General features: G+C 68.6%; 21 protein-coding genes and 2 pseudogenes. 16 read left to right on the top strand and 7 right to left on the bottom strand.

All coding sequences use genetic code 11. The features are described from left to right. Positions 1-16: 16 nt before the first annotated feature. Positions 17-478, bottom strand: a pseudogene (locus V5F63_RS20345) (MFS transporter); the annotation flags it as partial. A 38-nt stretch (positions 479-516) separates the two neighbouring features. Between V5F63_RS20345 and V5F63_RS20340 the strand changes: the two are divergent. Then, positions 517-1011 carry a helix-turn-helix domain-containing protein gene (locus tag V5F63_RS20340; protein WP_394102723.1) on the top strand — a complete coding sequence of 165 codons (495 nt, stop codon included), beginning with the start codon at positions 517-519 and terminating at the stop codon, positions 1009-1011. 12 nt (positions 1012-1023) lie between these two features. Here the strand turns inward: V5F63_RS20340 and V5F63_RS20335 are convergent, their stop codons facing one another. Both V5F63_RS20335 and V5F63_RS20330 read right to left on the bottom strand, forming a co-directional pair. After that, on the bottom strand, positions 1024-1338 hold the full coding sequence (locus V5F63_RS20335; protein ID WP_394027732.1) for a hypothetical protein: 315 nt from the start codon (positions 1336-1338) through the stop codon (positions 1024-1026). Positions 1339-1413: 75 nt separating this feature from the next. Continuing rightward, positions 1414-2328, bottom strand: a complete 915-nt coding sequence (locus V5F63_RS20330; RefSeq protein WP_394102724.1) for a LysR family transcriptional regulator — start codon at positions 2326-2328, stop codon at positions 1414-1416. Between the two features lie 106 nt (positions 2329-2434). Between V5F63_RS20330 and V5F63_RS20325 the strand changes: the two are divergent. From V5F63_RS20325 to V5F63_RS20270, 12 genes and pseudogenes are all read left to right on the top strand, one after another. Then, positions 2435-2734: pseudogene (locus V5F63_RS20325) on the top strand (Dabb family protein); the annotation flags it as partial. A 141-nt stretch (positions 2735-2875) separates the two neighbouring features. After that, on the top strand, positions 2876-3964 hold the full coding sequence (locus tag V5F63_RS20320; protein WP_394102725.1) for a maleylacetate reductase: 1089 nt from the start codon (positions 2876-2878) through the stop codon (positions 3962-3964). Then, entirely contained in the window at positions 3964-5328 is a 1365-nt protein-coding gene (locus V5F63_RS20315; RefSeq protein WP_394102726.1) for an amidohydrolase family protein, read from the top strand. Before V5F63_RS20320 ends, V5F63_RS20315 begins: the two co-directional genes overlap by 1 nt. A gap of 10 nt (positions 5329-5338) precedes the next feature. Next, on the top strand, positions 5339-6256 hold the full coding sequence (locus V5F63_RS20310) for an NAD(P)-dependent oxidoreductase (protein ID WP_394102727.1): 918 nt from the start codon (positions 5339-5341) through the stop codon (positions 6254-6256). Continuing rightward, positions 6253-7134 carry an intradiol ring-cleavage dioxygenase gene (locus tag V5F63_RS20305; protein ID WP_394102728.1) on the top strand — a complete coding sequence of 294 codons (882 nt, stop codon included), beginning with the start codon at positions 6253-6255 and terminating at the stop codon, positions 7132-7134. The genes V5F63_RS20310 and V5F63_RS20305 overlap by 4 nt, the downstream gene beginning before the upstream one ends. Before the next feature lie 90 nt (positions 7135-7224). Beyond that, entirely contained in the window at positions 7225-8616 is a 1392-nt protein-coding gene (locus tag V5F63_RS20300; protein ID WP_394102766.1) for an FAD-binding oxidoreductase, read from the top strand. Between the two features lie 8 nt (positions 8617-8624). Continuing rightward, positions 8625-10163 carry a sugar ABC transporter ATP-binding protein gene (locus V5F63_RS20295; RefSeq protein WP_394102729.1) on the top strand — a complete coding sequence of 513 codons (1539 nt, stop codon included), beginning with the start codon at positions 8625-8627 and terminating at the stop codon, positions 10161-10163. After that, positions 10156-11118: an ABC transporter permease gene (locus V5F63_RS20290; RefSeq protein ID WP_394102730.1), complete on the top strand. Its 963-nt coding sequence runs from the start codon at positions 10156-10158 to the stop codon at positions 11116-11118. Before V5F63_RS20295 ends, V5F63_RS20290 begins: the two co-directional genes overlap by 8 nt. Next, positions 11115-12089, top strand: coding sequence for an ABC transporter permease (locus tag V5F63_RS20285; protein ID WP_394027743.1), 975 nt, complete (start codon positions 11115-11117; stop codon positions 12087-12089). Before V5F63_RS20290 ends, V5F63_RS20285 begins: the two co-directional genes overlap by 4 nt. 50 nt (positions 12090-12139) lie before the next feature. Beyond that, positions 12140-13138: a sugar ABC transporter substrate-binding protein gene (locus V5F63_RS20280; protein WP_394027745.1), complete on the top strand. Its 999-nt coding sequence runs from the start codon at positions 12140-12142 to the stop codon at positions 13136-13138. A gap of 99 nt (positions 13139-13237) precedes the next feature. Next, on the top strand, positions 13238-13525 hold the full coding sequence (locus V5F63_RS20275; protein ID WP_394102731.1) for a YciI family protein: 288 nt from the start codon (positions 13238-13240) through the stop codon (positions 13523-13525). 44 nt (positions 13526-13569) lie between these two features. Beyond that, positions 13570-14133 carry an NADPH-dependent FMN reductase gene (locus V5F63_RS20270; protein WP_394027747.1) on the top strand — a complete coding sequence of 188 codons (564 nt, stop codon included), beginning with the start codon at positions 13570-13572 and terminating at the stop codon, positions 14131-14133. 87 nt (positions 14134-14220) lie between these two features. On the opposite strand, the gene pcaF is transcribed toward V5F63_RS20270, so the two are convergent. The 3 genes from pcaF to V5F63_RS20255 are packed head-to-tail and all read right to left on the bottom strand — an operon-like array spanning position 14221 to position 16835. Next, positions 14221-15423, bottom strand: coding sequence for a 3-oxoadipyl-CoA thiolase (gene pcaF / locus V5F63_RS20265; RefSeq protein ID WP_394102732.1), 1203 nt, complete (start codon positions 15421-15423; stop codon positions 14221-14223). Positions 15424-15432: 9 nt separating this feature from the next. Next, positions 15433-16116 (bottom strand): 3-oxoacid CoA-transferase subunit B, encoded by a 684-nt coding sequence (locus V5F63_RS20260; protein WP_168459591.1) that lies wholly within the window; start codon positions 16114-16116, stop codon positions 15433-15435. Beyond that, positions 16113-16835, bottom strand: a complete 723-nt coding sequence (locus V5F63_RS20255; protein ID WP_394102733.1) for a 3-oxoacid CoA-transferase subunit A — start codon at positions 16833-16835, stop codon at positions 16113-16115. The genes V5F63_RS20260 and V5F63_RS20255 overlap by 4 nt, the downstream gene beginning before the upstream one ends. Positions 16836-16996: 161 nt before the next feature. Between V5F63_RS20255 and V5F63_RS20250 the strand changes: the two genes are divergently transcribed. The 3 genes from V5F63_RS20250 to V5F63_RS20240 all read left to right on the top strand — a co-directional run bounded on the left by V5F63_RS20250 (position 16997) and on the right by V5F63_RS20240 (position 21342). Further along, positions 16997-17734: an IclR family transcriptional regulator domain-containing protein gene (locus tag V5F63_RS20250; protein ID WP_209489938.1), complete on the top strand. Its 738-nt coding sequence runs from the start codon at positions 16997-16999 to the stop codon at positions 17732-17734. A gap of 77 nt (positions 17735-17811) precedes the next feature. Continuing rightward, the gene (locus V5F63_RS20245) at positions 17812-18681 is read left to right on the top strand and encodes an alpha/beta fold hydrolase (protein ID WP_209485097.1); all 870 of its coding nucleotides are present in this window, start codon (positions 17812-17814) and stop codon (positions 18679-18681) included. 252 nt (positions 18682-18933) lie between these two features. Then, a complete protein-coding gene (locus tag V5F63_RS20240) occupies positions 18934-21342 on the top strand; it encodes a DUF3141 domain-containing protein (protein WP_394102734.1) in 2409 nt (802 codons plus the stop codon). A 48-nt stretch (positions 21343-21390) separates the two neighbouring features. Here V5F63_RS20240 and V5F63_RS20235 read toward each other — a convergent pair whose 3' ends face one another. Further along, a complete protein-coding gene (locus tag V5F63_RS20235) occupies positions 21391-22044 on the bottom strand; it encodes a 3-oxoacid CoA-transferase subunit B (RefSeq protein ID WP_209489936.1) in 654 nt (217 codons plus the stop codon). Positions 22045-22060: the final 16 nt, after the last annotated feature.

Here is a 22060-nt window from a genome sequence, read left to right as displayed (position 1 = left end):
GGTCTCGCGGTGGTCCGGAGACGAGGAAGGTCCAGTACATCACCCGCCGCGCGCCGTAGACGTCGGAGAGATGCCCGCCATAGGCGCGGAACAGGATCGCCGGCACGGAGAAGGCGGCGGCGATCATGCCGGCCTGCCGGATACCAGCGCGAGACATAGGCGACGCCCACCGAGAAGGAGCCGCCGACGATGCCGACGCCGAGTGCTGCCAGCAGGAATTGGGGGTAGGTCGCGGCATAGGTGAGGAGGAAGGTGGCGAGTGCCGCCGCCAGCATGTGAGGGCGAAAACCACGCGCCCGCCATAGACATCCGCCCACACGCCCAGGGCCACGCGGATGAGCGATCCGGTGAGGATGGGCGTACCGATGAGCAGGCCGAACTCGGTGTCCGAGAGCCCGAGATCCTGCCGGATGCGGATGCCGATGATGGAGAAGATCGTCCACACCGCGAAGCACACGGTGAAGGCGAGGGTGCTCATGGAAAGGGCGCGCCCGCGAGGAGACCTTCGCGGAACTGGTGCGCACGGCCTTTCTTCAGCGCTTTCCGCCGGTGGGCACCTTCATTCTCGCCGCGGTGCTCAACGCGCGCATCTATCTCCAGTCCGCCCGCACCCTCAAGAAATCGCAGGTGCTGATGATCCCGGCGGAAAAGGTGCGCGACGCGCTGGGCACCGACCCGGCCTTCACCCGCGCCGTCGTCACCGAGCTGGCCCGCGGCTATCGCCGGGCGGTGAAGGAAGTGAAGGGCCAGAAGCTGCGAACGGGCGCCGAGCGCCTCGCCAACTGGCTGCTCCAGCGCGCCGATGGGGAGGGGGCGGACCGCATCACCCTGCCGTTCGAGAAACGGGTGCTGTCCTCGCTCCTGGGCATGACGCCGGAGAACCTTTCCCGCGCCTTCGCCGTGCTGAAGACCCACGGCGTGACGAGCCGGGGCGCCGTCATCACCCTCGCAGATCGCCCCGCGCTCGCCGCCTTCGCCCGGCCCGATCCGCTCATCGACGCGCCGGAGTGAGGGCTCCGCGCGTCATTCCGGCGGGGAGGAGCCGACCGGCGCGGGCTTGCCGCCGGGGCGGTGGAGGAGGGTCAGCGACAGGAAGGCGCCCACCCAGGAACCCACCGCCGCGAACACCACATAGACCCAGTTCTCCGTGTAACTGATGACGGCGAACGAGGAGAGCATGTACCAGACGCTGGACCAGTTGGCCGCCGACAGGCGCCGGCGCGCCACCACCGCCGAGGTGAAGGCGACGTAGCAGGCATCGGTGGCGGCGGTGGCGATGAACACCCCCAGCGCGATCAGCGGGTCGAGGGCGGCGAAGGCGCCGAGGATGTGCTGCATGGGCGGCCCGTGATCGCAGGGTATCGGGGTCGCCATCATGGCCCAGCTTGAGCGTTGGCGACAGCCGCGCCTGCGTCAGGCGGACCAGATGCCGGCGCTCGAGACTTGGCGCACATAGTTGACGAGATAGTCGGTGAACACGCGGATCTTGGCCGGCAGGCGCTCGCGGTTCTGGTAGGCGATGTTCATGGTCAGCATGGGCAGCTGCCAGTCCTGCATCACGGCCACGAGCCGCCCGGACGCGAGGTCGTCCTGCACGATGTAGAGCGGCTGGATGAGGATGCCGAGCCCCGAGAGGGCGGCCTGCCGGATCACCTGCCCGTCGTTGCAGTCCAGCGCGCCGGTGATGCGCACGGTACGCTCCGCGTCGCCTTTCGTGAGGCGCAGGGAGAAGGGGTCCTGTGCGAGATTGTAGACCAGCATGTCGTGTCGCGTGAGGTCGGCCGGCTCACGCGGGCGGCCGTGCTCCTCCAGATAGGCCGGCGAGGCGGCCAGCACCCGCCGCATCCGTCCGAGGCGGCGCACGATGATGTTGGTGTCGGGCTCGTGCAGGCGGGTGCGGATGGCGACGTCGATGCCCGCCTCGATGAAGTCGAGATAGCGGTTGGCCACCGCGATATGCACGTTGAGCTTGGGATAGAGCTTGCGGAACTGCGGCAGCATGGGCGCGAGATAGATGGTGGCGAACGAGAGCGAGCTTGTCACCCGCAGCAGGCCCTGCGGGGCGAGGGTATGCTCGTTCACCGCCTCTTCGGCTTCGGCCAGTTCGGTGAGGAGCGTGCCGCTGCGCTGGTAGAATTCCTGCCCCGCCTCGGTCAGCCACAGGCGGCGGGTGTTGCGCTCGATGAGGCGGGCGGAGAGCCGCTCCTCCAGCGCCGCGAGATGCCGGCTCGCCGCCGCGTTGGACATGCCCAGCGCCTCCGCCGCACGCGACAGGCTGCGCAGCTCGGCGGTCTTCACGAACACCTCGATCTGGGTCAGGCGATCCATATTTCCACTTTGCGCAAAAGACAGTTCCGGAAAATCCCGTTTATTTCCGCTGCGCGCAAGTCAAAACTCACATCCAACGAAAGACCAATAGGTCGAGGAAACGCCAATGATGGGACCCATCCGCCACATCGTGATGTGGCGGGTCAGCGGAGACACGCGCGAGGAGCGCGCCGCCGCCCGCCAGAAGGTCAAGGCCGCGTTCGAGGGCCTGCGCGGCCGCGTCGCCGGCATGACCCGCGTGGAGATCGGTCTCGACATCTCCGATGTGGATTATGCCTGCGACGTGGTGCTGGTGACCGAGTTCGCCACCGCCGCCGATCTCGCCGCCTACGCCTCCCATCCCGAGCATCTGCGTGTCCGGCAGGAGCTGGCGGACCTGCGCATCGCCCGCTTCCAAGTCGATTATGTGGCCGAGGACGCGGCGTTCGGCGCCATCGAGGCCCGTACGCCCGCCGCCGCCGCTGCGGCGCCGCGTCCGCGCGACGCGCTTCTCGCCGGCGAGTGAGCCCCAAGGCGCGCCCGTGCGCGCCGCAGACGGATCTGAACCATGATCGAGACCTTCACCTACGAGGCCCTGCCCATCCGCGTCCGCTTCGGCCGCGGCACCGTCGCCGAGGTCGGCGCCGAGGTGGCGCGGCTCGGCGCGCGGCGGGCGCTGGTGCTCACCACGCCGCAGCAGGCGGGGGAGGGCGAGCGCATCGGCGGGCTCATTGGTGAAGCCTGCGCGGGGGTCTTTCCCGGCGCCACCATGCACACCCCGGTGGAGGTGACCGAGCAGGCGCTCGCCGCGCTGAAGGTGGCCGATGCCGATTGCGTCGTGGCGCTGGGTGGCGGCTCCACCACCGGCCTCGGCAAGGCGCTGGCGCTGCGCACCGGGGTGCCGCAGCTCGTCATTCCCACCACCTATGCGGGTTCGGAGATGACGCCCATCCTCGGTGAGACGCAGGAGGGGCGCAAGACCACCATCCGCTCGCTGGACGTGCTGCCCGAGGTGGTCATCTACGACGTGGATCTGACGCTCACCCTTCCGCCCGGCCTCTCCGCCACCTCCGGCGTCAACGCCATCGCCCATGCGGTGGAGGCGCTCTATGCGCGGGACCGCAATCCTGTGATCTCGCTGATGGCGGAGGACGGCATCCGCACCCTCTCCTCGGCACTGCCCATCCTCATCCACGAGCCGGCGAATATCGAGGCCCGCACCATGGCGCTCTATGGCGCGTGGCTGTGCGGCTGCTGCCTCGGCGCGGTGGGCATGGCGCTGCACCACAAGCTCTGCCACACGCTCGGCGGCACCTTCAACCTGCCCCACGCGGAGACGCACACCATCGTTCTCCCCCACGCGGTGGCCTACAACGCCCCCGCCGCGCCGGAGGCGATGGCGGCCATCACCCGCGCGCTGGGCGCGCCGGATGCGGCGCAGGGGCTGTTCGATCTGGTGCGGGCGCTCGGCGTGCCGCGCGCGCTCTGCGACATCGGAATGCCGGCGGACGGCATCGAGACGGCTGCCGACCTCGCCGTGGAAAACCCCTACTGGAACCCGCGCCCCGTGACGCGCGACGGCATCCGCGACCTCATCGCCCGCGCCTATTCCGGCGAGCGGCCGGTGGCGGCGGTGCCCGCGGAGGAGGCGGCCTGATGGGCGCGCGCACCCTCATCTGTGGCGCCACCATCCTCTCGATGGAGCCGGCCATCGGCGACCTCAAGACGGGCGACATCCTGATCGCGGATGGCCGCATCGCCGCCATCGCCCCGCGCATCGAGGCGGCGGACGCCGAGCAGGTGGACGCGAAGGGCCGCATCTGCGTGCCCGGCTTCGTGAATGCGCATATGCATACCTGGCAGACGGGGCTGAGGAGCCTCGCCGCCGACTGGACGCTGCTGGAATATTTCCGCTGGGTCCACGCGGGTCTCGCCACCCGCTTCCGGCCCGACGACATCGGTATTGCCACCCTTGTGGGCGCGCTCGGCCAGATCGACGCCGGCACCACCACGCTGGTGGACTGGTGCCACAACAACCCGACCCCGGACCACACAGACGCCGCCGTCGCGGCGCTTCAGGAAGGCGGCATCCGCGCCGCCTTCTTCCACGGCTCCCCCAAGCCCGATGCCAAGCCAGGCGAGCCGCATTTCTCCGAAGTGCCGCATCCGCGCGCCGAGATCGAGCGCCTGCGCCGCGGCCCGTTCGCCAGCGACGACGGTCTGCTGACGCTGGGCCTCGCCATCCTCGGCCCGCATTACTCCACCATGGAGGTCGCGCGCGCCGATTTCCGGCTCGCCCGCGAGTTCGGACTCGTCGCCTCCATGCACCAGGGCGGCGGCGCGGCGAAGACGCCGGGCGGCTGGGAGACGCTGATCGCCGAGGGGCTGGTCGGCCCCGGCATCAACGTTGTCCACGGCAACGACCTGTCGGACGAGCTGTTCTCCCGCCTCGTGGACCTCGGCGCCTCCTTCTCGGTGACGCCGGAAAACGAGATGACGCAGGGCCACGGCTTCCCCGTCACCGGCCGCCTGCTGAAGCGCGGCGCGGCGCCCTCCGTTGGGGTGGATCTGGAAAGCGTGCTCGCCGGCGACATGATGGGCGTCGCGCGCATCGCGCTTGGCATGCAGCGGGTGCTCGACAATACGGACAGCCGCCGCGACACCGGCGCCATTCCGCCCACGTCCACGGTGCGGGTTCGGCAGGCGCTGGAATGGATCACCATCGAGGGCGCGCGGATGCTGGGCCTCGACGCCCGCATCGGCTCCCTCGCCCCCGGCAAGCAGGCGGACCTCGTCCTGATCGACGCCCGCGCGCTGCATCTCCAGCCGGTGCATGATCCCGTCGCCACCGTGGTGATGCAGGCGGGGCGCGGCGATGTGGAGGCGGTGATGATCGCCGGTCGTTTCATGAAGAAGAACAGGACGCTGCTCGCCAGCGGCCTCGACGAGAAGCTCGCCCGGCTCAAAGCCTCGGGCGCGCGCATCGTCGATGAGCTTGGCCTCGGCAAAAAGGCGGCGTGAGGAGAGGATGATGGCTGACACTTTGACCCTCGGCTGGATCGGGCTTGGCAAGATGGGCCTGCCCATCTCCACCCGCCTCGCCGGCGCGGGCCGCGACATCGCCGGCTTCGACCGCGATCAGGAGCGCATCGCCGAGGCCGCCGCCGGTGGCGTCACCCCGGCCGCGACGCTTCAGGATGCGGCCGGCCGCGACATCGTCTTCACCTCGCTGCCGGACGATAAGGCACTCAGGGCTGTCGCGCTGGAGGGGCCGCTGCTCTCCGCCATGCGCAAGGGCGCGATCCTGGTGGAGACCTCCACCGTCAGCCCCGGCATCTCCGCCGAGCTGGGCGCGGCGGCGGAGCGTGCGGGCATCCACTATCTGCGCGCACCGGTCTCCGGCAACGCCGCCATCGCCCACACCGGCAACCTCACCTGCTTCGTCTCCGGTTCCCGCGCGGCGTTCGACACTTTCGAGCCGGTGGCCAAGGATTTCACCCGCGCCCAGAAATATCTCGGGACGCAGGAAGAGGCGCGCTACGCCAAGCTCTCCGTGAACCTGATGATCGCGGTCTCGGCGGCCATGATGGGCGAGAGCATCGTGCTCGCCCGCAAGGGGAATCTGGCCTGGCAGGATATCCTGGACGTGCTCACCAACAGCGCGGTGGGCTCGCCCATGGTCCACTACAAGGCCAAAAGCCTTGAGACGCGCGACTTCAATTCCACCTTTTCCTGCCGGCAGATGGCCAAGGATCTCGACCTCATCGTCGGGGCCGGCCACGCCGCCGAGATGGCCATGCCCCTCGCCACGCTCACGCGGGAGATCTACGGCGCGCTCATCGGGCGCGGCGACGGAGAGACGGACTTCATCGCCACGGTCCGCCTCGCCGAATGGCTCGCCGGACTGGGCGAGCCGGATCTCGACAAGAATGACGGGAGGCTCGCATGAGGAATTTCGACCAGTTTTCCATCACCGAGGCGGTGCTGGAGCGCGTCGCCAACGCGCCTGATGCCCGCACCCGCGAGATTAGCGAGGCGCTCGTGCGCCACCTGCACAATTTCATCCGCGAGGTGCGCCCCACCCAGGCGGAATGGGAGAAGGGCGTCGCCTTCCTCACGGACACCGGCCACATGTGCACCGGCACGCGGCAGGAGTTCATCCTGCTGTCGGACACGCTCGGCGTCTCCATGCTGGTGGACGCCATCAATCACGACCACCAGACGGCGGTCACCGAGAGCACCGTGCTCGGTCCCTTCTATGTGGACGGCCCGCCGGAGGTGGCGAACGGCACGGATATTTCCGGGCATCTGGAGGGCGAGCCCATGTTCGTCTCCGGCTCGGTCGCGACGTTGGACGGCACGCCGCTCGCGAACGCCATCGTCGATGTCTGGCACTCGGACGTGGACGGCTATTACGACGTGCAGCACGAGGACGACGGCCTCGTCGCCCGCGCCCGCCTGCGCACGGACGATCAGGGCCGGTTCGCCTTCTGGTCCATCAAGCCCGCCGCCTATCCCATTCCGCACGACGGGCCGGTGGGCAAGATGCTGGAGGCGCAGGGGCGTCATCCCTGGCGGCCGGCCCATGTGCATTTCATGATCGAGGCACCCGGCCACGAGAAGCTCGTGACCCATGTGTTCGTCGCCGGCGACACCTATCTCGACAGCGACGCGGTGTTTGGGGTGAAGGATTCGCTCATCCGCGACTTCATCGCCCATGCGCCGGGCACCGCGCCGGACGGCCGGGCGATGGACACGCCGTGGTGCGCGCTGACCTACGATTTCAAGCTCAACCCCGTATCCGCCGCGGCTTCGCAGGCGGCGTAACGGGACGGACAGACGCGCAGCAAGCCCGGCCAACGGGACGCGCGAAGGGAGGAACGCATGTCTGCCCATATGCCCATCGCAGCGCATCCCATGGATGGCGTCCTGGCACGGCTCGCCGAGATCGTCGGGGAACGGGCCACCCGCGCCCCCGGCGTGCTCGCCGACCATGGCCGCAGCGAGGCCTATCATGCGGCGACACCGCCGGACGTGGTGGTGTTTCCCGAAACCACCGCCGAGGTGCAGGCGGTCGTGCGCCTGTGCCGCGAGCTGAGGCTGCCGGTGGTCGCATTCGGCGCGGGCACCTCGCTGGAGGGGAACGCGGCGGCGCTGCACGGCGGCGTCTGCCTCGACATGGGGCGGATGAATGGGGTGCTCAGGGTGAATGCGGAGGACATGGACGTCACCGTCCAGCCCGGCATCACCCGCAAGCAGCTCAACGCCCAGCTGCGTGATACGGGCCTCTTCTTCCCCATCGATCCCGGCGCCGACGCCTCCATCGGCGGCATGACCTCCACCCGCGCCTCGGGCACCATGGCGGTGCGCTACGGCACCATGAAGGACAATGTTCTGGCGCTGGAAGTGGTGCTGGCCGACGGCCGCGTCATCCGCACCGCGCAGCGGGCGCGCAAGTCCGCCGCCGGCTACGATCTCACCCGCCTGTTCGTGGGCGCCGAGGGCACGCTCGGCGTCATCACTCAGGTGACGCTGAAGCTGCATCCGCAGCCGGAGGCCATCTCCTCCGCCGTCTGCGCCTTCCCGGATCTGAAAGCCGCGGTGGACACGGCCATCGCCGTCATCCAGTCCGGCGTGCCGGTGGCGCGGGTGGAGCTGCTCGATGCGGTGATGATGCGCGGCATGAATTTGCACGCCAAGCTCGGCCTGCCCGAGGTGCCGCACCTGTTCTTCGAGTTTCATGGCTCCAAGGCCTATGTGGCCGAGCAGGCGGAGACCACTGAGGCGCTGGCGGCCGAGTTCGGCGGCGAGGGCTTCCAGTGGGCGACGACGCCGGAGGAGCGCAGCCGCCTCTGGCATGCCCGCGACAACACGCTTTACGCCGGCCTCGCCCTGCGCCCCGGGGCGAAGGCGATGATCACCGACGTGTGCGTGCCCATCTCCCGCCTCGCCGAATGCCTGGTGGAGACGGCGGCGGATATCGCGGAAAGCGGCCTCACCGCCCCGGTGGTGGGCCATGTGGGCGACGGCAATTTCCACCTTCTGGTGCTGATCGATCCCGCCAGCGCCGAGGAACTCGCCCGCGCCAAGGCCTTCTGCGACCGCCTCGCCCGCCGCGCCATCGCGCTGGAAGGCACCTGCACCGGCGAGCACGGCATCGGCTTCGGCAAGATGGATTTCCTGCCCCTCGAACTGGGCGACGCGGTGGACGTGATGCGCCTCGTGAAGGGCGCCCTCGATCCCGACGGCATTCTCAATCCCGGCAAGATCTTCCGGCCCCGCGACACACAGCAAGGAGACGCACCATGAGGGCGGTCATGGCAACGACGCCTCGCCTCGAACTGGCCGCGCCCCCGGCCGTGCCCGCCACCCCCATCCTGGAGCTGAAGGGCATCTCCAAGACCTTCCCGGGCGTGAAGGCGCTGGACGACGTATCCTTCGCCGTGTGGCCGGGCGAGGTCCACATGCTCCTCGGCGAGAACGGCGCCGGCAAGTCTTCGCTCATGAAGGTGCTCTGCGGCGCCTATCAGGCCGATGCGGGCGAATACTTCCACAACGGCGAGAAAGTGGAGATCCGCTCCCCCGCCGATGCGCGGCGCTTCGGCATCGCGGTGATCTTTCAGGAGTTCTCGCTCGTCCCCTATCTGGACGTGGCGCAGAACATCTTCCTCGGCCGCGAATTTCCCTCGCGTATTCCCGGCCTGATGGACCGTCGCCGCCTCTATCGCGAGGCGCAGAAGGTGCTGGACCTCATCGGCCTCGATGTGGACCCGCGCACCAAGGTGCACCAGCTCGGCGTCGCCCAGCAGCAGATGGTGGAGATCGGCAAGGCGCTGTCGCAGGATGCCCGCATCCTCGTCATGGACGAGCCCACCGCCGCCCTCTCCGACCGCGAGACCGAGCGGCTGTTCGAGGTGATGCGCCAGCTGCAGGCGAAGGGCGTCGCCCTCGTCTACATCTCCCACCGCATGGCCGAGGTGTTCGCCCTCGGCGACCGCATCACCGTGCTGCGCGACGGCAAGCTGGTGGGCCGCGCGCTCCCCGGCGAGACCTCGCCGGACGAGCTGGTGCGGATGATGGTCGGTCGCAACGTGGACATGTCCTATCCCCGCCGCTTCGCCACCGAGCCGGGCGAGGTGGTGCTGGAGACCAGGGGCCTCTCGTCCAGCAACGGCATCCGCGACATCGACCTGAAGGTGCGGGCGGGCGAGATCGTCGGCCTGTGCGGCCTCGTCGGCTCCGGCCGCACCGAGGTGGCGCGCGCGATCTTCGGCGCCGATCCGGTGACGGCGGGCGAGGTGCGCATCTTCGGCAAGCCGAGGACCGGCGGGCCGGACGCCACCGCCTTCGCCGGCGTCGGCCTCATCCCGGAGAGCCGCAAGGCGGAGGGCCTCGCGCTCATCCGCACGGTCAGCGACAACCTCGCCGTGGCAGGTCTGCCGAAGCTCTTTCCCAGCAACATGTTCTCCCCCGGCAAGGCGCGGCGTTCGGCGCAGGAGATGATCCAGCGCCTGCGCATCGCCACCCCCTCGCCGAACCAGAGCGTCGCCGTCCTCTCCGGCGGCAACCAGCAGAAGGTGGTAATCGGCAAGTGGCTCGCCGCCGGCACGCGCCTGTTCATCTTCGACGAGCCCACCCGCGGCATCGACGTGGGCGCAAAATCCGAGATCTTCGCCCTCATCGACCAATTGGTGGCCGAAGGAGCGGCGGTGCTCATGATCTCCTCCGAGCAGGCGGAGATCGTCCATGTCTGCGACCGCGCCTACGTCATGCGCGGCAAGCGCATCGTCGGCGAACTCGGCCGCGCCGACCTCTCCGAAGAAAATATCGTTCGAATGGGGATGCACGATGAGTGACCACGCCCTTTCTCCCTCAACTCCCGCGCGGGCGCGCATCCCGTCCGTGCCCGGCGTCGCCGTGGCGCTCGCCGTGCTCGGCGTGCTGTTCGCGGTGGCGAGCCCCGGCTTCCTGACGGCCGGCAACATCTCCAACATCCTGGTGCAGTCGGTGATCCTGCTGCTCCTCGCCTTACCGATGACGCTCATCATCATGACGGAGGGGCTGGACCTCTCCATGGGCGCGGTGCTCACCCTCGCCTCGCTGGTGCTGGCGCTGATCGTGGTGGCGACCCAATCGCTGCTGCTCGGGCTCGCCGGAGCGCTGGGCGTGGGCCTCGCCTTCGGCCTCGCCAACGGCTGGCTGGTGTCGGTGCTGGGCATTCCGCCCTTCGTCGCCACGCTGGGCACGCTCGGCGCCGCGCAGGGGCTCGCGCTCATCGTCTCGGACGGGCAGAGCGTGGTGGGCATCCCGCGCTTCGTGCGGCAGGTCTATTCCGGCGATGTGGCGGGCATCCCGAACCCCATCCTCATCGGCGCGGGCTTCTACGCCCTGTTCCATGTGCTGCTCTACCACACCCGCTTCGGCACCTACATCTGCGCGCTGGGCGGCAACCGCGAGGCGCTGACGCTGGCGGGTGTGAAGTGGCGGCGGCTGCTGATCTCCGTCTACATGCTCGGCGGGGCCATGGCCGGCGTCGCGGCGCTCCTGATGACGGCGCGCATGAATGCCGGCCATCCCACCGCCGCCATCGGCATGGAGTTCGACGCCATCGCCGCCGTGGCGCTGGGCGGCACCTCCTTCGAGCGCGGCAACGGCTGGATCTTCGGCACCCTCATGGGCGTGCTCACCGTCGGCGTGCTGCGCAACGGGCTGAACCTCATGGCCGTGCCCTCCTCGGTGCAGGTGGCCTGCATCGGCGTCCTCGTCATCTTCGCCCTCTTCCTCGACGGCATGCGGAGCAAGAAGTCATGAGCCTCGCCGGCGACATCTCCGCGGGCACGCCCCGCATCCATCTGTCCAAGGACATGCAGCAGCTGATCTACCGGCTGCTGGCGGCGGGCCTCCTGTGCGTGGCGCTGAGCGTCGCGACGGATGCCTTCTTCACCACCAACAACATCCTCAACGTGCTCAGGCAGGCGAGCCTCCTGTTCTTCCTCGCCTCGGGGCTGACGCTGGTGATCCTCACCGGCGGGCTCGACCTCTCGGTGGGCGCGAACATCGGGCTGTCCGCCTGCCTCGCCGCCACCGTCATCAAGGCCACCGGCTCGCCGGCGCTGGGCACCCTCACCGGGCTCGCCAGCGGCTGCGCCATCGGCATCTGCAACGGGCTGATGGTGGCGAAGCTGCGCATCCCCTCCTTCATCGCCACCTATGGCATGCTGTGGGTGCTGCACGGGCTGACCTATTATTACATGGCCGGTGAGACCATCCACGGCTTCCCGCCCGGCTTCCGGCAGATCGGCTCGGGCTATTTCCTCGGCATCCCGATCCCGGTCTACCTCATGGTCGGCTTCCTCGTGGCCGGTGCCGTCTTCGCCCAGCGCACCGTGTGGGGGCAGCAGATCTATGCCATCGGCGCGAACCCGGTGGCGGCGCGGCTTTCGGGCATCCCGGTCGATCGGCGCCTGATCCTCGTCTACGCCTTCTCCGGCGCCATGGCGGGCGTCGCCTCCATCGTCTTCCTTGCCCGGCTGAACTCGGCCGAGGGCGACATCGGCGAGGCGATGACGCTGCCGGCCATCGCGGCGGTGCTCATCGGAGGCGCTTCGCTGTTCGGCGGGGTGGGCAGCGTGTTCGGCACCTTCGTCGGCGCGCTCATCCTCACGCTGGTGCTGAACGGCATGAACCTGCTCGCGGTCAACGCGAGCTGGCAGCCTCTGGTGACGGGCGTGATCGTCGTCTTCGCCGTGTGGCTCGACATGATCAGCCGCAAGCGGTCCTGAAGCGTCATCGAAGTAACCAGCCAAATATCAAAAATCGGAGGAAGACCCCCATGAAGACGTTGAAGTCGAACCTCAAGCTCATCGCCGCGGCGCTGCCGGTGGCGCTCCTGTCCACCGGCGCACTCGCCGCGGACGAGACCATCGCTGTCTTCACCAAGAACCAGACCAACCCGTATTTCCAGACCGTGCGCGTGGGCGCCGAGGTGGCGGCGAAGTCCATGGGCGCCAAGGTGGTGCACTACATTCCCACCAAGCCGGATTCGATCCCCGAGCAGCTCAGCCAGATCGAGGACGTGATCGTCAAGAAGCCGAGCGCCATCGTCTTCGTGCCGGTGGACTACAAGGCCATGGTGCCCGGCGTGGAACAGATCAACGAGGCCAAGATTCCGGTGGTGAACGTCACCGACCGTTCGGCCGGTGGCAAGTTCCTCGCTTTCGTCGGCGCGGACGACTACAGCCTCGGCCTAGAAACCGGCCGCTATCTGCTGAAGGAGATGGGCGGCAAGGGCAATGTGGTGATCCTTGAGGGCGTGAAGGGCTCGCTCACCAACATCGACCGGGTGCGCGGCTTCAATGACGCCATCAAGGAAAACAAGGACGTGAAGCTGCTCGCCAGCCAGCCGGCGAACTACCAGCGCCTGCAGGGCCTGCAGGTGATGGAGAACCTGATGCAGTCCCATCCGCAGATCGACGGCGTGCTGGCCGCCAACGACGCCATGGCCATCGGCGCCATCGAGGCGCTGGACGGCGCCAACCGCAAGGCCAAGGTCATCGGCATCAACGGCACGAAGGAGGCGGTGGACGCCATCAAGGCCGGCAAGCTGCTGGCCACGGGCGACTACAACGGCTTCGTGCAGGGCTGCATCGGCACCATGGTGGCCATCCGCGCGCTGCGCAACGAGGCCATCGTGACCGAGGTGGTGCTGAAGCCCACCGTGGTCAACGCCTCCAACTACCAGCCCTACGACGTGCCGCTGGACGCCCGCGCCTGCCCGAGCTGGGCGGACGCCGCCGCCATGGCCACCAAGGCGCCCACCAAGACGAACTGATCACCTGACGCCGTTCTGAAAAGACGGCGTGTTATCACCCGGACGGGGCGACACCGGCTTGAGGCCGCGTGCCGCCCCGCTCGCGAAGGAGCCCATTCCATGCTGTTCGCCATCCACGGTATCGACCGCCCCGGCGCGCTCGACACCCGCCTCGCCCATTACGAGGCGCACAAGGCCTTCCTGTCCGACACCTCCGCCTTCGGGGTCGAGATCGTCATGTCCGGTCCGCTGGTGGCCGACGATGGAACCACGATGATCGGCAGCCTCTTCCTCATCGAGGCGCCGGACCGCGCGGCCGTCGAGGCGTTCAACGCGGCCGACCCCTTCAGGAAGGCGGACATCTGGGAGCGTGTGACCATCACCGGCTTCCTGCGCCGTCAGGGTTGAACGTTCAACGGTTGAAGACCGATCCCGTTTCAAGGAGACGACATATGTCCAGCGATGCCCGCCCGATCCGGGTGGTGGGAATTTCCGGCAGCCTGCGCAAGGGCTCCTACAACACGATGGCCCTCAAGGCAGCCATGGAGCTTGCCCCCGAGGGCATGACCATCGAGGCGGCCGAAATCGGCGACCTGCCGCACTACAATGACGACGTGCGCCTCGCCGGCTATCCGCCGGAGGTGGAGCGCTTCCGCGCCCAGCTTGCGGCGGCGGATGCCATCCTGTTCGTGACGCCGGAGTACAATTACTCCATCCCCGGCGTGCTGAAGAACGCCATCGACTGGGCCTCGCGCCCGCCGAGCCAGCCGTTCGACAACAAGCCGGTGGCCATCATGGGCGCCAGCATGGGCGTGCTCGGCACCGCGCGGGCGCAGTATCAGCTGCGGCAGATGCTGGTGTTCCTGAATGCCTTCCCGCTCAACAAGCCGGAAGTGATGATCGGCGCCGCGCAGACCAAGTTCGACGCCTCGGGCGCCCTCACCGACGAGGCGACCGCGGACTTCATCCGCCAGCTCCTCACCGCGCTCGCGACCTGGACCGAGCGCCTGCGCTGAGCTGATCCGGAACGACCAACCTGAAACGGCAGCGGCGAGAGGCATGGCCCCTCGCCGCTGCTTTTTTGTGTCTACCTAAAGCGGCTATCACACCCGCTCCAGCGCCACCGCGATGCCCTGGCCGACGCCGATGCACATGGTGCTCAGCGAACGCCGGCCGCCGGTCAGCGACAGTTCCAGCGCCGCCGTTCCGGTGATGCGCGCGCCGGACATGCCGAGGGGATGGCCGAGCGCGATGGCGCCGCCATTGGGGTTTACCCGCGCGTCGTCATCGGCGACGCCGAGGTCGCGCAGGGTGGCGAGGCCCTGGGAGGCGAAGGCCTCGTTCAGCTCGATCACGTCGAAATCGGCCGGTGTGAGGCCGAGGCGCGCCATCAGCTTCTTGGAGGCCGGCGCCGGGCCGATGCCCATGATGCGCGGCGGCACGCCGGCCGCCGCTCCGCCGAGCACGCGGGCGATGGGGGTGAGACCGTATCTCGCGGCCGTCTCCGCATCGGCGAGGATCAGCGCCGCGGCGCCGTCGTTGACGCCCGAGGCGTTGCCGGCCGTCACCGTGCCGCCCTTGCGGAACGGCGTGGGGAGCTTGGCCAGCGCCTCGATGGTCGTTGCACGCGGATGCTCGTCGCGCTCCACGAGGATGGGGTCGCCCTTGCGCTGGGGGATGGAGACGGGAACGATCTCCCGCGCCAGCCGCCCGTTCGCCTGCGCCGCCGCCGCCTTGGCCTGCGAGCGCAAGGCGAAGGCGTCCTGGTCGGCGCGGTTGACGGCGAAGTCCTCGGCGACGTTCTCGCCGGTCTCCGGCATCGAATCGACGCCATACTGCGCCTTCATCAGCGGGTTCACGAAGCGCCAGCCGATGGTGGTGTCGTGGATCTCCGCATGGCGCGAGAAGGCGGTGTCCGCCTTGGGCATGACGAACGGGGCGCGGGACATGGATTCCACGCCGCCGGCGATCATCAGCGACGCCTCGCCCGCCTTGATGGCGCGGGCGGCGGCGATGATGGCGTCCATGCCCGAGCCGCACAGCCGGTTGATGGTGGTGCCCGGCACGCCGACGGGCAGGCCGGCAAGCAGCAGCGACATGCGCGCCACGTTGCGATTGTCCTCGCCTGCCTGGTTGGCGCAGCCGAAGATCACGTCGTCCACGGCGGCGAAATCCACGCCGGTATTGCGCGCCATGAGCGCCTTCAGGGGCACCGCGCCGAGATCGTCCGCCCGCACCGAGGCGAGCGCGCCGCCGAAGCGGCCGATGGGCGTGCGAACATAATCGCAGATGAAGACATCCTTCATTGCGCCCTCCTACAGCTCGGGAACGACGAGATCGGCCACGGGGCCGGCGATGACCAGCTCCGCCCCGGTAAGGGACTGGAGCTTCTCCAGCGTGATCGTGGGCAGCTTCTCACGCAGCACGAAGCGGCCGCCCTCGATGTCCACCACGGCGAGGCTGGTATAGACCCGCGTGACGCAGCCGACCCCGGTGAGGGGCAGGGTGCAGCGGTCCAGCAGCTTCGGCTCGCCGGACTTGGTGACGTGCTCGGTGATGACCGCGACGCGCTTGGCGCCATGCACGAGGTCCATGGCCCCGCCCACCGCGGGCACGCCCTTCGCGCCGACGCTCCAGTTGGCGAGGTCGCCGTTCTGCGCCACCTGGTAGGCGCCGAGGATGGCGACGTCCAGATGCCCGCCGCGCACCATGGCGAAGCTGTCGGCATGGTGGAAGAAGGCCGAGCCGGGCTTCAGCGTCACCGCCTTCTTGCCGGCGTTGATGAGGTCCCAGTCCTCCTCGCCTTCGGGCGGCTCCTGGCCGAAGTCGAGGATGCCGTTCTCGGTGTGGTAGATCACCTCGCGGCCGGCCGGCTGATAGCGCGCGACCATCTCGGGGAAGCCGATGCCGAGGTTCACATAGGCGCCGTCGGCGATGTCCTGCGCCGCGCGCCAGGCGATCTGGGCGTTGGAGAGCTTGGTATCGTCGCTGGCGGTCATGGATGGGTTGCTCCGGCGCGGTTCAGCAGCTCTTCCTGGGCGGGGCTGGGCACTTCCACCACGCGCGAGACGAAGATGCCGGGGGTGACGACATGCTCGGGATCGATGGTGCCGGGCGGCACCAGCTGCGACACCTGCACGATGGCGTGCCGCGCGGCCGAGCACATGAGCGGGCCGAAATTGCGGGCCGCCTTGTTGTAGGTCAGGTTGCCGAGGCGGTCGCCCAGATGCGCCTTCACCAGCGCGAAATCGGCCTTCAGCCAGCGCTCCTGCACGTAGGAGCGTCCGTCGAACTCTGCCGTGGGCTTCCCGTCGGCGAGGTCCGTGCCGTAGGAGGTCGGCGTGTAGAAGGCCGGGATGCCGGCGCCGCCCGCGCGGATGCGCTCGGCGAGGGTGCCCTGCGGCACCAGCTCCAGCGCGATCTCGCCGGCGAGATACTTCTGCGTGAAGACGCGCGGATCCGCCGAGCGGGGGAAGGAGCAGATGAGCTTGCCCACCATCCCCACCTCGATCATGGCGGCGAGGCCGACATGCCCGTTTCCGGCATTGTTGTTGACCACCGTGAGGTTGCGCGGCGAGCCGGTCTTCACGAAACGGTCGATGAGCGCGTGGATCAGCTCGATGGGCGCGCCGGAGCCGCCGAAGCCTCCGATCATCACCGTGGCGTTGTCGCCGATGTCGGCCACCGCCTCCGCGGGTGTGGCGATCGTCTTGTCCATGTCCGGTCCCTGTTGCGCCCGGGGCGGCGCGCCTTTCCGATACCCGACGCATAAAAAACGACGGGCTCGACTTCAATCCAGTTTGTGCGATATAGGAGATTTGTTGACATATCGCACAAACTGAGGAGCCGCAGGTGACCGGCATTTCCCAGCGCGACACCATGGGCGGGCTCGCCAAGGGGCTCTCGGTGATCGAGACCTTCACCGCCGAGCGGCCGCGCCAGTCCATCGCCGAGGTGTCCGCCGCGAGCGGCCTCGACCGGGCGACGGCGCGGCGCTGCCTGCTCACGCTCGCTCACCTCGGCTATGCGGACTATGACGGGAAGTTCTTCACCCTCACGCCCCGCGTGCTGAGGCTCGGAACCGCCTGCCTCGCGGCCATGCCGTTGCCGCAGATGGTGCAGCCCTGGCTCGACCGGCTCTCGGAGGATCTGGGGGAGAGTTCCTCCGTCTCCATCCTCGACGCGGACGAGATCGTCTATGTGGCGCGCGCGGCGCAGCGCCGGGTGATGTCCATCGCCCTCATGCCCGGCTCGCGCCTGCCGGCCTATTGCACCTCCATGGGCCGCGTGCTCCTCGCCGCCTTGCCGGAGGCGGAGGCGATGCGCCGCCTGCGCCTCAATCCGCTCGCCGCGCGCACGCCGCTGACGCTGACCGATCCGGACGCGGTTATGGGGGCTGTGCGGCGGGCGCGGGAGCGTGGCCATGCGGTGATCGACCAGGAGGTGGAACTCGGCCTGCGCTCCATCGCGGTGCCGCTCCTCAATGCGCGGGGCGTCACCGTCGCGGCGCTCAACCTCGGCCTGCCCACCCATGCCGGCGACGCGGAGGCGCTGGTGGCGCGCTATCTTCCGCCGCTGGAACGGGTGCAGGGGGAAATCCGCAAGATCCTGCGATAGGCGCGTCTTGTGTGATGGATCAAGGCGCAGCGCCGCCGCCCATCCGATGCTAGGATGGTGCGACCACGCGGGATGCCATGAAGAGAGACACCTTTCACGCGCAGGATGGCGCAAGCCTCGCCTTCTCAGACGTCGGCACGGGGCGGCCGCTGCTGGCACTGGCCGGCTTCACCCGCAATTCGCGCGATTTCGACTATCTCGGCCGCCACCTGCACGACGTGCGGCTGATCCGGCTCGACAGCCGGGGCCGGGGCGAGTCCCAGTGGACGGGGGCCGACACATACACCGCGCTTCAGGAGAGCGACGACGCGATCGCGCTGCTGGACCATCTCGCCATCCCGCGCGCCGCCGTCATCGGCTCCTCCCGGGGCGGCATTCTCGCCATGCTGATGGCCATGAAGGCGCCGGCGCGCGTGGCCGGCGTCTGCCTCAACGATGTCGGCCCGGTGATGGAGCGCGCGGGGCTGGAGCGCATCGGCGCCTATATCGGCGTCGAGCCCGCCGTCACCACGCTGGAGGAGATCGCCGACCGCATGCCGCAGGCCATGCCCGGCTTCCACCACGTCCCGGAACTGCGGTGGGAGGAGGAGACCATCCGCCGCTACGTCCAGACGGAGACAGGCATCGCCCTCCCATATGATCCAGACCTGCGCCTGTCGTTCCAGAAGGCTCTCGCCGCGCCGCCGACGGATGCCTGGCCCCTGTTCGACGCCTGCGCAGGCGTGCCGGTGGCTTTGATCCGCGGCGCCAATTCCGATGTGCTGAGCGCCGGCGCCGCCGCGGCGATGGCCGCCCGGCGTCCGGATCTGATCTATGCCGAGGTGCCGGACCGCGGCCACACGCCCTTCCTCGACGAGCCGGAGGCGCTGGCGGCGATCCGTGAATGGCTGGACCGCTGCTCTTTCACCGCGCAGGCAGCGCCCGCGCAGCAGAAGCTGGCGGGCTGAGGCGCCTGGCGATCACCCGATTTCGCGATGCGCGGCCTATCCCAGCGAAGTGCCGCCGATGCCGCATACCCCGGAAATGCGAGCCATTTCATTGTAATCGAGGTTGCCTGGCCAGAAGAGAGCCGGCTTACAGATTTTGATGTGTGACAGACACTGTATTGCAGCATTGCTCAGCTAAGAAGATGTGTGCCGTCTTATTGCGGTGGGCGTGCCATGCGCCCAGAATAGAATGTAGTGCCAGAGGAGAGTGCGGTGAATACTGCGGACAGCAATGCGGGTGATCGCAATCCGTTCTTCGCGGCTGTAACCGACGGAAACGCCTGGACGGCCCGCCAGCGGGCGCTTGCGCTCACCGCCCAGCTCTCCGAGTGGTCGACCGTCGGCGAACTGACCTCCAAGGCCGCCGGCCGTCATTTCAACAGCATCTCGGCCACCCATGGCGAGCGCCTGCGCGCCACCTTCAATGCCCTCACCGGCCTCGTGGCGGAGGTGACGAAGCCGCGCGCCTCGCCCCTGGCGCTGCTGGGCGAGTTCCGCGCCTATGCCACCGACCGCGCCCAGCGCACCATCCTGATGGCGGACTGCCTGCGCGAGCGCGGCGACACCTTCTTCGCCCATGAGGCCGCCGGCTGCCCGCCGGTGCTGATCTATGATTACGAGATCGCCGTGGACGGGCGCCAGCTGTCGCGGCCCTGCAATTACATGCTGCTGAAGATCACCCCGCCCGAGGGCGTCGAGGTATTCGCCTGGAAGCGGCCCTATGTCATCATCGACCCGCGCGCAGGCCACGGCGCCGGCATCGGCGGCTTCAAGGCCGACAGCCAGGTGGGCGTGGCGCTGAAGGCGGGGCATCCGGTCTATTTCGCCGCCTTCTGGCGCAATCCCGAGCCGGGTCAGACCCTCGCCGACGTCGCCCGCGCCGAGGCGTCGTTCGTCCGCTACGTGCAGGAAAAGCACCCCGATGCGCCGAAGCCGGTTGTGATCGGGAACTGCCAGGGCGGCTGGGCGACGCTGGTGCTTGGCGCCTCCAACCCCGATCTCACCGGCCCCCTCGTGCTCAACGGCGCCCCGGTTGAAACCTGGTCCGGCGACGTGGGCTCGAACCCCATGCGCTACAATGCCGGCCTGCTCGGCGGGCAGGTCCAGCCCATGTTCTGGTCCGATTACGGCGACGGCGTCTTCGACGGCGCCTGGCTGGTGCTGAACTTCGAGATGCTGAATCCGGGCCGTACCTGGTTCCGCAAATATTACGACGTGTTCGAGAAGGTGGACACCGAGCGCGGCCGCTTTCTGGAATTCGAGAAGTGGTGGAGCGGGTTCTTCCTGCTCAACGAGCCGGAGATCGTCTGGATCGTGCGCGAGCTGTTCGTCGGCAACAAGCTCGCCCGCAACGAGGCGCGGCTGGAGCACGGGCGCGTGCTCGACGTGAAGCAGATCCGCTCGCCCATCATCGTGTTCGCGAGCCACGGCGACAACATCACCCCGGTGAAGCAGGCCGTGAACTGGATCATGGACGCCTATGCCGACGAGACCGAGATCAAGATCCGCGGCCAGCGCATCGTCTACATGGTCCACGAGTCCATCGGCCATCTCGGCATCTTCGTCTCCTCCTCCATCGCCAAGCGCGAGCATCAGGAGGTGGCCTCGACCCTGAAGACCATCGAGGCGCTGGCGCCCGGCCTCTATGAGATGATCATCGAGGACGAGACGCAGGACGGTGCCGGCAAGCATTTCACCGTGTCCTTCTCCGAACGCCGCCTCTCGGATCTGCCCGGATACGGCGATGGGCGGCAGGACGAGGTGCCCTTCGGCGCGGTGGAGCGCCTGTCCGAGCTGCAGGCCGAGCTCTACGACATCTGCGTGCGGCCCTGGGTGCAGGCCTGCGTGACCAAGGCGAGCGCGGAAATCGGCCGCCAGCTTCATCCGCTGCGGCTGCAACGCGGGCTCATGTCCTCGCGCAATCCCTTCCTCGCCGCGCTCCCCGGCGCGGCCCAGTCGACGGCCCAGAACCGCCAGCCGATGGCGCCGGACAACCCGTTCGCCATTGCCGAGAAGCTTGTCGCCGATGCTATCGAGCAGAGCTTCGACATCATCCGCGACGTGCGCGACGCCTGGTACGAGACGCTGTTCTTCTCCATCTATGCCACGCCGCAGGCGCGGTGGTTCGGCCGCAACTTCAATTTCGAGCGCACCCACAAGTCCAAGGATGAGCTGATCGGCCTGCCCGAGGTGCAGTCGGCCCTGCTGCACGTCTCGTCGGGCGGCTTCGTGGAAGCGGTCATCCGCATGCTGATCCTTTTGGCCGATGCGCGCGGCGCGGTGCGGCGCGACCGGCTGGAGCGGTCCGCCCGCGTGCTCACCAAGGACGAGCCGTTCCGCTCGCTGAAGACGGATCAGCGCGCCCAGATCATCCACGAGCAGAGCCTGATCGTGGAATATGCCGGCCCGGCGGCCATCGGAACCCTGCCGGACCTGCTGCGCACGCCCGAAGAGCGGCGCCGGGCGGCCGAGGTGGTGCAGTTCGTGCCCGGCCTGCTGTCAGACATGGAGCCGCGTACCCTTGCCATGCTCCAGCGCTTCCGCGACGTGCTCGGCTTGCCGCCGGCGACGATGGACGTGCTGACCGATCCCCTCAGCACCCTGACGGAGGCGGCGCAGTAGCGCCGCCCGAAGATCAGGCGGCAGGGTCCGGCGATTGCCGGACCGTCATCAGCCGATCCGCATCTCGGGCACGTCATCCTCGACGATGAGGCGTGCCGACGTCTGGGCGAGGATGTCCTCCACGCGCACATCCGGTCCGCGCTCGCGCAGTAAAAGGCCCTCGTGCGTCGGCTCGATCACCGCCAATTCCGTGACGATGAGACTGACGCGGCGCATGGCGGTGAGGGGCAGGGTGCATTCGGGCACGATCTTGGCCTCGCCCTTGGCGGAATGGACCATGGCCACCACCACGCGCTTCGCCCCGGCGACGAGGTCCATCGCGCCGCCCATGCCGGGCACCATCTTGCCGGGCACCATCCAGTTGGCGAGATAGCCGCGCTCGTCCACCTGCAGGCCGCCGAGCACGGTCATGTCCAGATGGCCGCCGCGGATGATGCCGAAGCTCATGGCGCTGTCGATGGAGGCCGCGCCCGGCACAGCGGTCACGAAGCCGCCGCCGGCGTCGGTGAGGTGCGGGTCCTCCATGCCTTCCGGCGGGCGGGCACCGAGGCCGATGACCCCGTTCTCCGCCTGGAAAAAGACGCCGTGGTCATGGGGGATGTAATTGGCCACCATGCTCGGCAGGCCGATGCCGAGATTGACCAGCATGCCGGGTTTGATCTCCTGTGCCACGCGGCGGGCGATCACGTCCTTGGCGCTCATGCCCGCGCGCGGGCGA

The organism is Xanthobacter wiegelii, assembly GCF_043193855.2.
Taxonomy (GTDB): Bacteria; Pseudomonadota; Alphaproteobacteria; order Rhizobiales; family Xanthobacteraceae; genus Xanthobacter; species Xanthobacter flavus_A.
Note: the sequence above shows the minus strand (reverse complement) of the source record. Positions and strands in the feature narration are given on the sequence as shown.

What these genes read in the sequence shown, in the direction of transcription:
- V5F63_RS20335 (WP_394027732.1), bottom strand. Translation starts at nt 1,338, where the DNA reads ATGCAGCACATCCTCGGCGCCTTCGCCGCCCTCGACCCGCTGATCGCG.
- V5F63_RS20330 (WP_394102724.1), bottom strand. Translation starts at nt 2,328, where the DNA reads ATGGATCGCCTGACCCAGATCGAGGTGTTCGTGAAGACCGCCGAGCTG.
- V5F63_RS20320 (WP_394102725.1), top strand. Translation starts at nt 2,876, where the DNA reads ATGATCGAGACCTTCACCTACGAGGCCCTGCCCATCCGCGTCCGCTTC.
- V5F63_RS20315 (WP_394102726.1), top strand. Translation starts at nt 3,964, where the DNA reads ATGGGCGCGCGCACCCTCATCTGTGGCGCCACCATCCTCTCGATGGAG.
- V5F63_RS20310 (WP_394102727.1), top strand. Translation starts at nt 5,339, where the DNA reads ATGGCTGACACTTTGACCCTCGGCTGGATCGGGCTTGGCAAGATGGGC.
- V5F63_RS20305 (WP_394102728.1), top strand. Translation starts at nt 6,253, where the DNA reads ATGAGGAATTTCGACCAGTTTTCCATCACCGAGGCGGTGCTGGAGCGC.
- V5F63_RS20300 (WP_394102766.1), top strand. Translation starts at nt 7,225, where the DNA reads ATGGATGGCGTCCTGGCACGGCTCGCCGAGATCGTCGGGGAACGGGCC.
- V5F63_RS20295 (WP_394102729.1), top strand. Translation starts at nt 8,625, where the DNA reads ATGGCAACGACGCCTCGCCTCGAACTGGCCGCGCCCCCGGCCGTGCCC.
- V5F63_RS20290 (WP_394102730.1), top strand. Translation starts at nt 10,156, where the DNA reads ATGAGTGACCACGCCCTTTCTCCCTCAACTCCCGCGCGGGCGCGCATC.
- V5F63_RS20285 (WP_394027743.1), top strand. Translation starts at nt 11,115, where the DNA reads ATGAGCCTCGCCGGCGACATCTCCGCGGGCACGCCCCGCATCCATCTG.
- V5F63_RS20280 (WP_394027745.1), top strand. Translation starts at nt 12,140, where the DNA reads ATGAAGACGTTGAAGTCGAACCTCAAGCTCATCGCCGCGGCGCTGCCG.
- V5F63_RS20275 (WP_394102731.1), top strand. Translation starts at nt 13,238, where the DNA reads ATGCTGTTCGCCATCCACGGTATCGACCGCCCCGGCGCGCTCGACACC.
- V5F63_RS20270 (WP_394027747.1), top strand. Translation starts at nt 13,570, where the DNA reads ATGTCCAGCGATGCCCGCCCGATCCGGGTGGTGGGAATTTCCGGCAGC.
- pcaF (WP_394102732.1), bottom strand. Translation starts at nt 15,423, where the DNA reads ATGAAGGATGTCTTCATCTGCGATTATGTTCGCACGCCCATCGGCCGC.
- V5F63_RS20260 (WP_168459591.1), bottom strand. Translation starts at nt 16,116, where the DNA reads ATGACCGCCAGCGACGATACCAAGCTCTCCAACGCCCAGATCGCCTGG.
- V5F63_RS20255 (WP_394102733.1), bottom strand. Translation starts at nt 16,835, where the DNA reads ATGGACAAGACGATCGCCACACCCGCGGAGGCGGTGGCCGACATCGGC.
- V5F63_RS20250 (WP_209489938.1), top strand. Translation starts at nt 16,997, where the DNA reads ATGGGCGGGCTCGCCAAGGGGCTCTCGGTGATCGAGACCTTCACCGCC.
- V5F63_RS20245 (WP_209485097.1), top strand. Translation starts at nt 17,812, where the DNA reads ATGAAGAGAGACACCTTTCACGCGCAGGATGGCGCAAGCCTCGCCTTC.
- V5F63_RS20235 (WP_209489936.1), bottom strand. Translation starts at nt 22,044, where the DNA reads ATGAGCGCCAAGGACGTGATCGCCCGCCGCGTGGCACAGGAGATCAAA.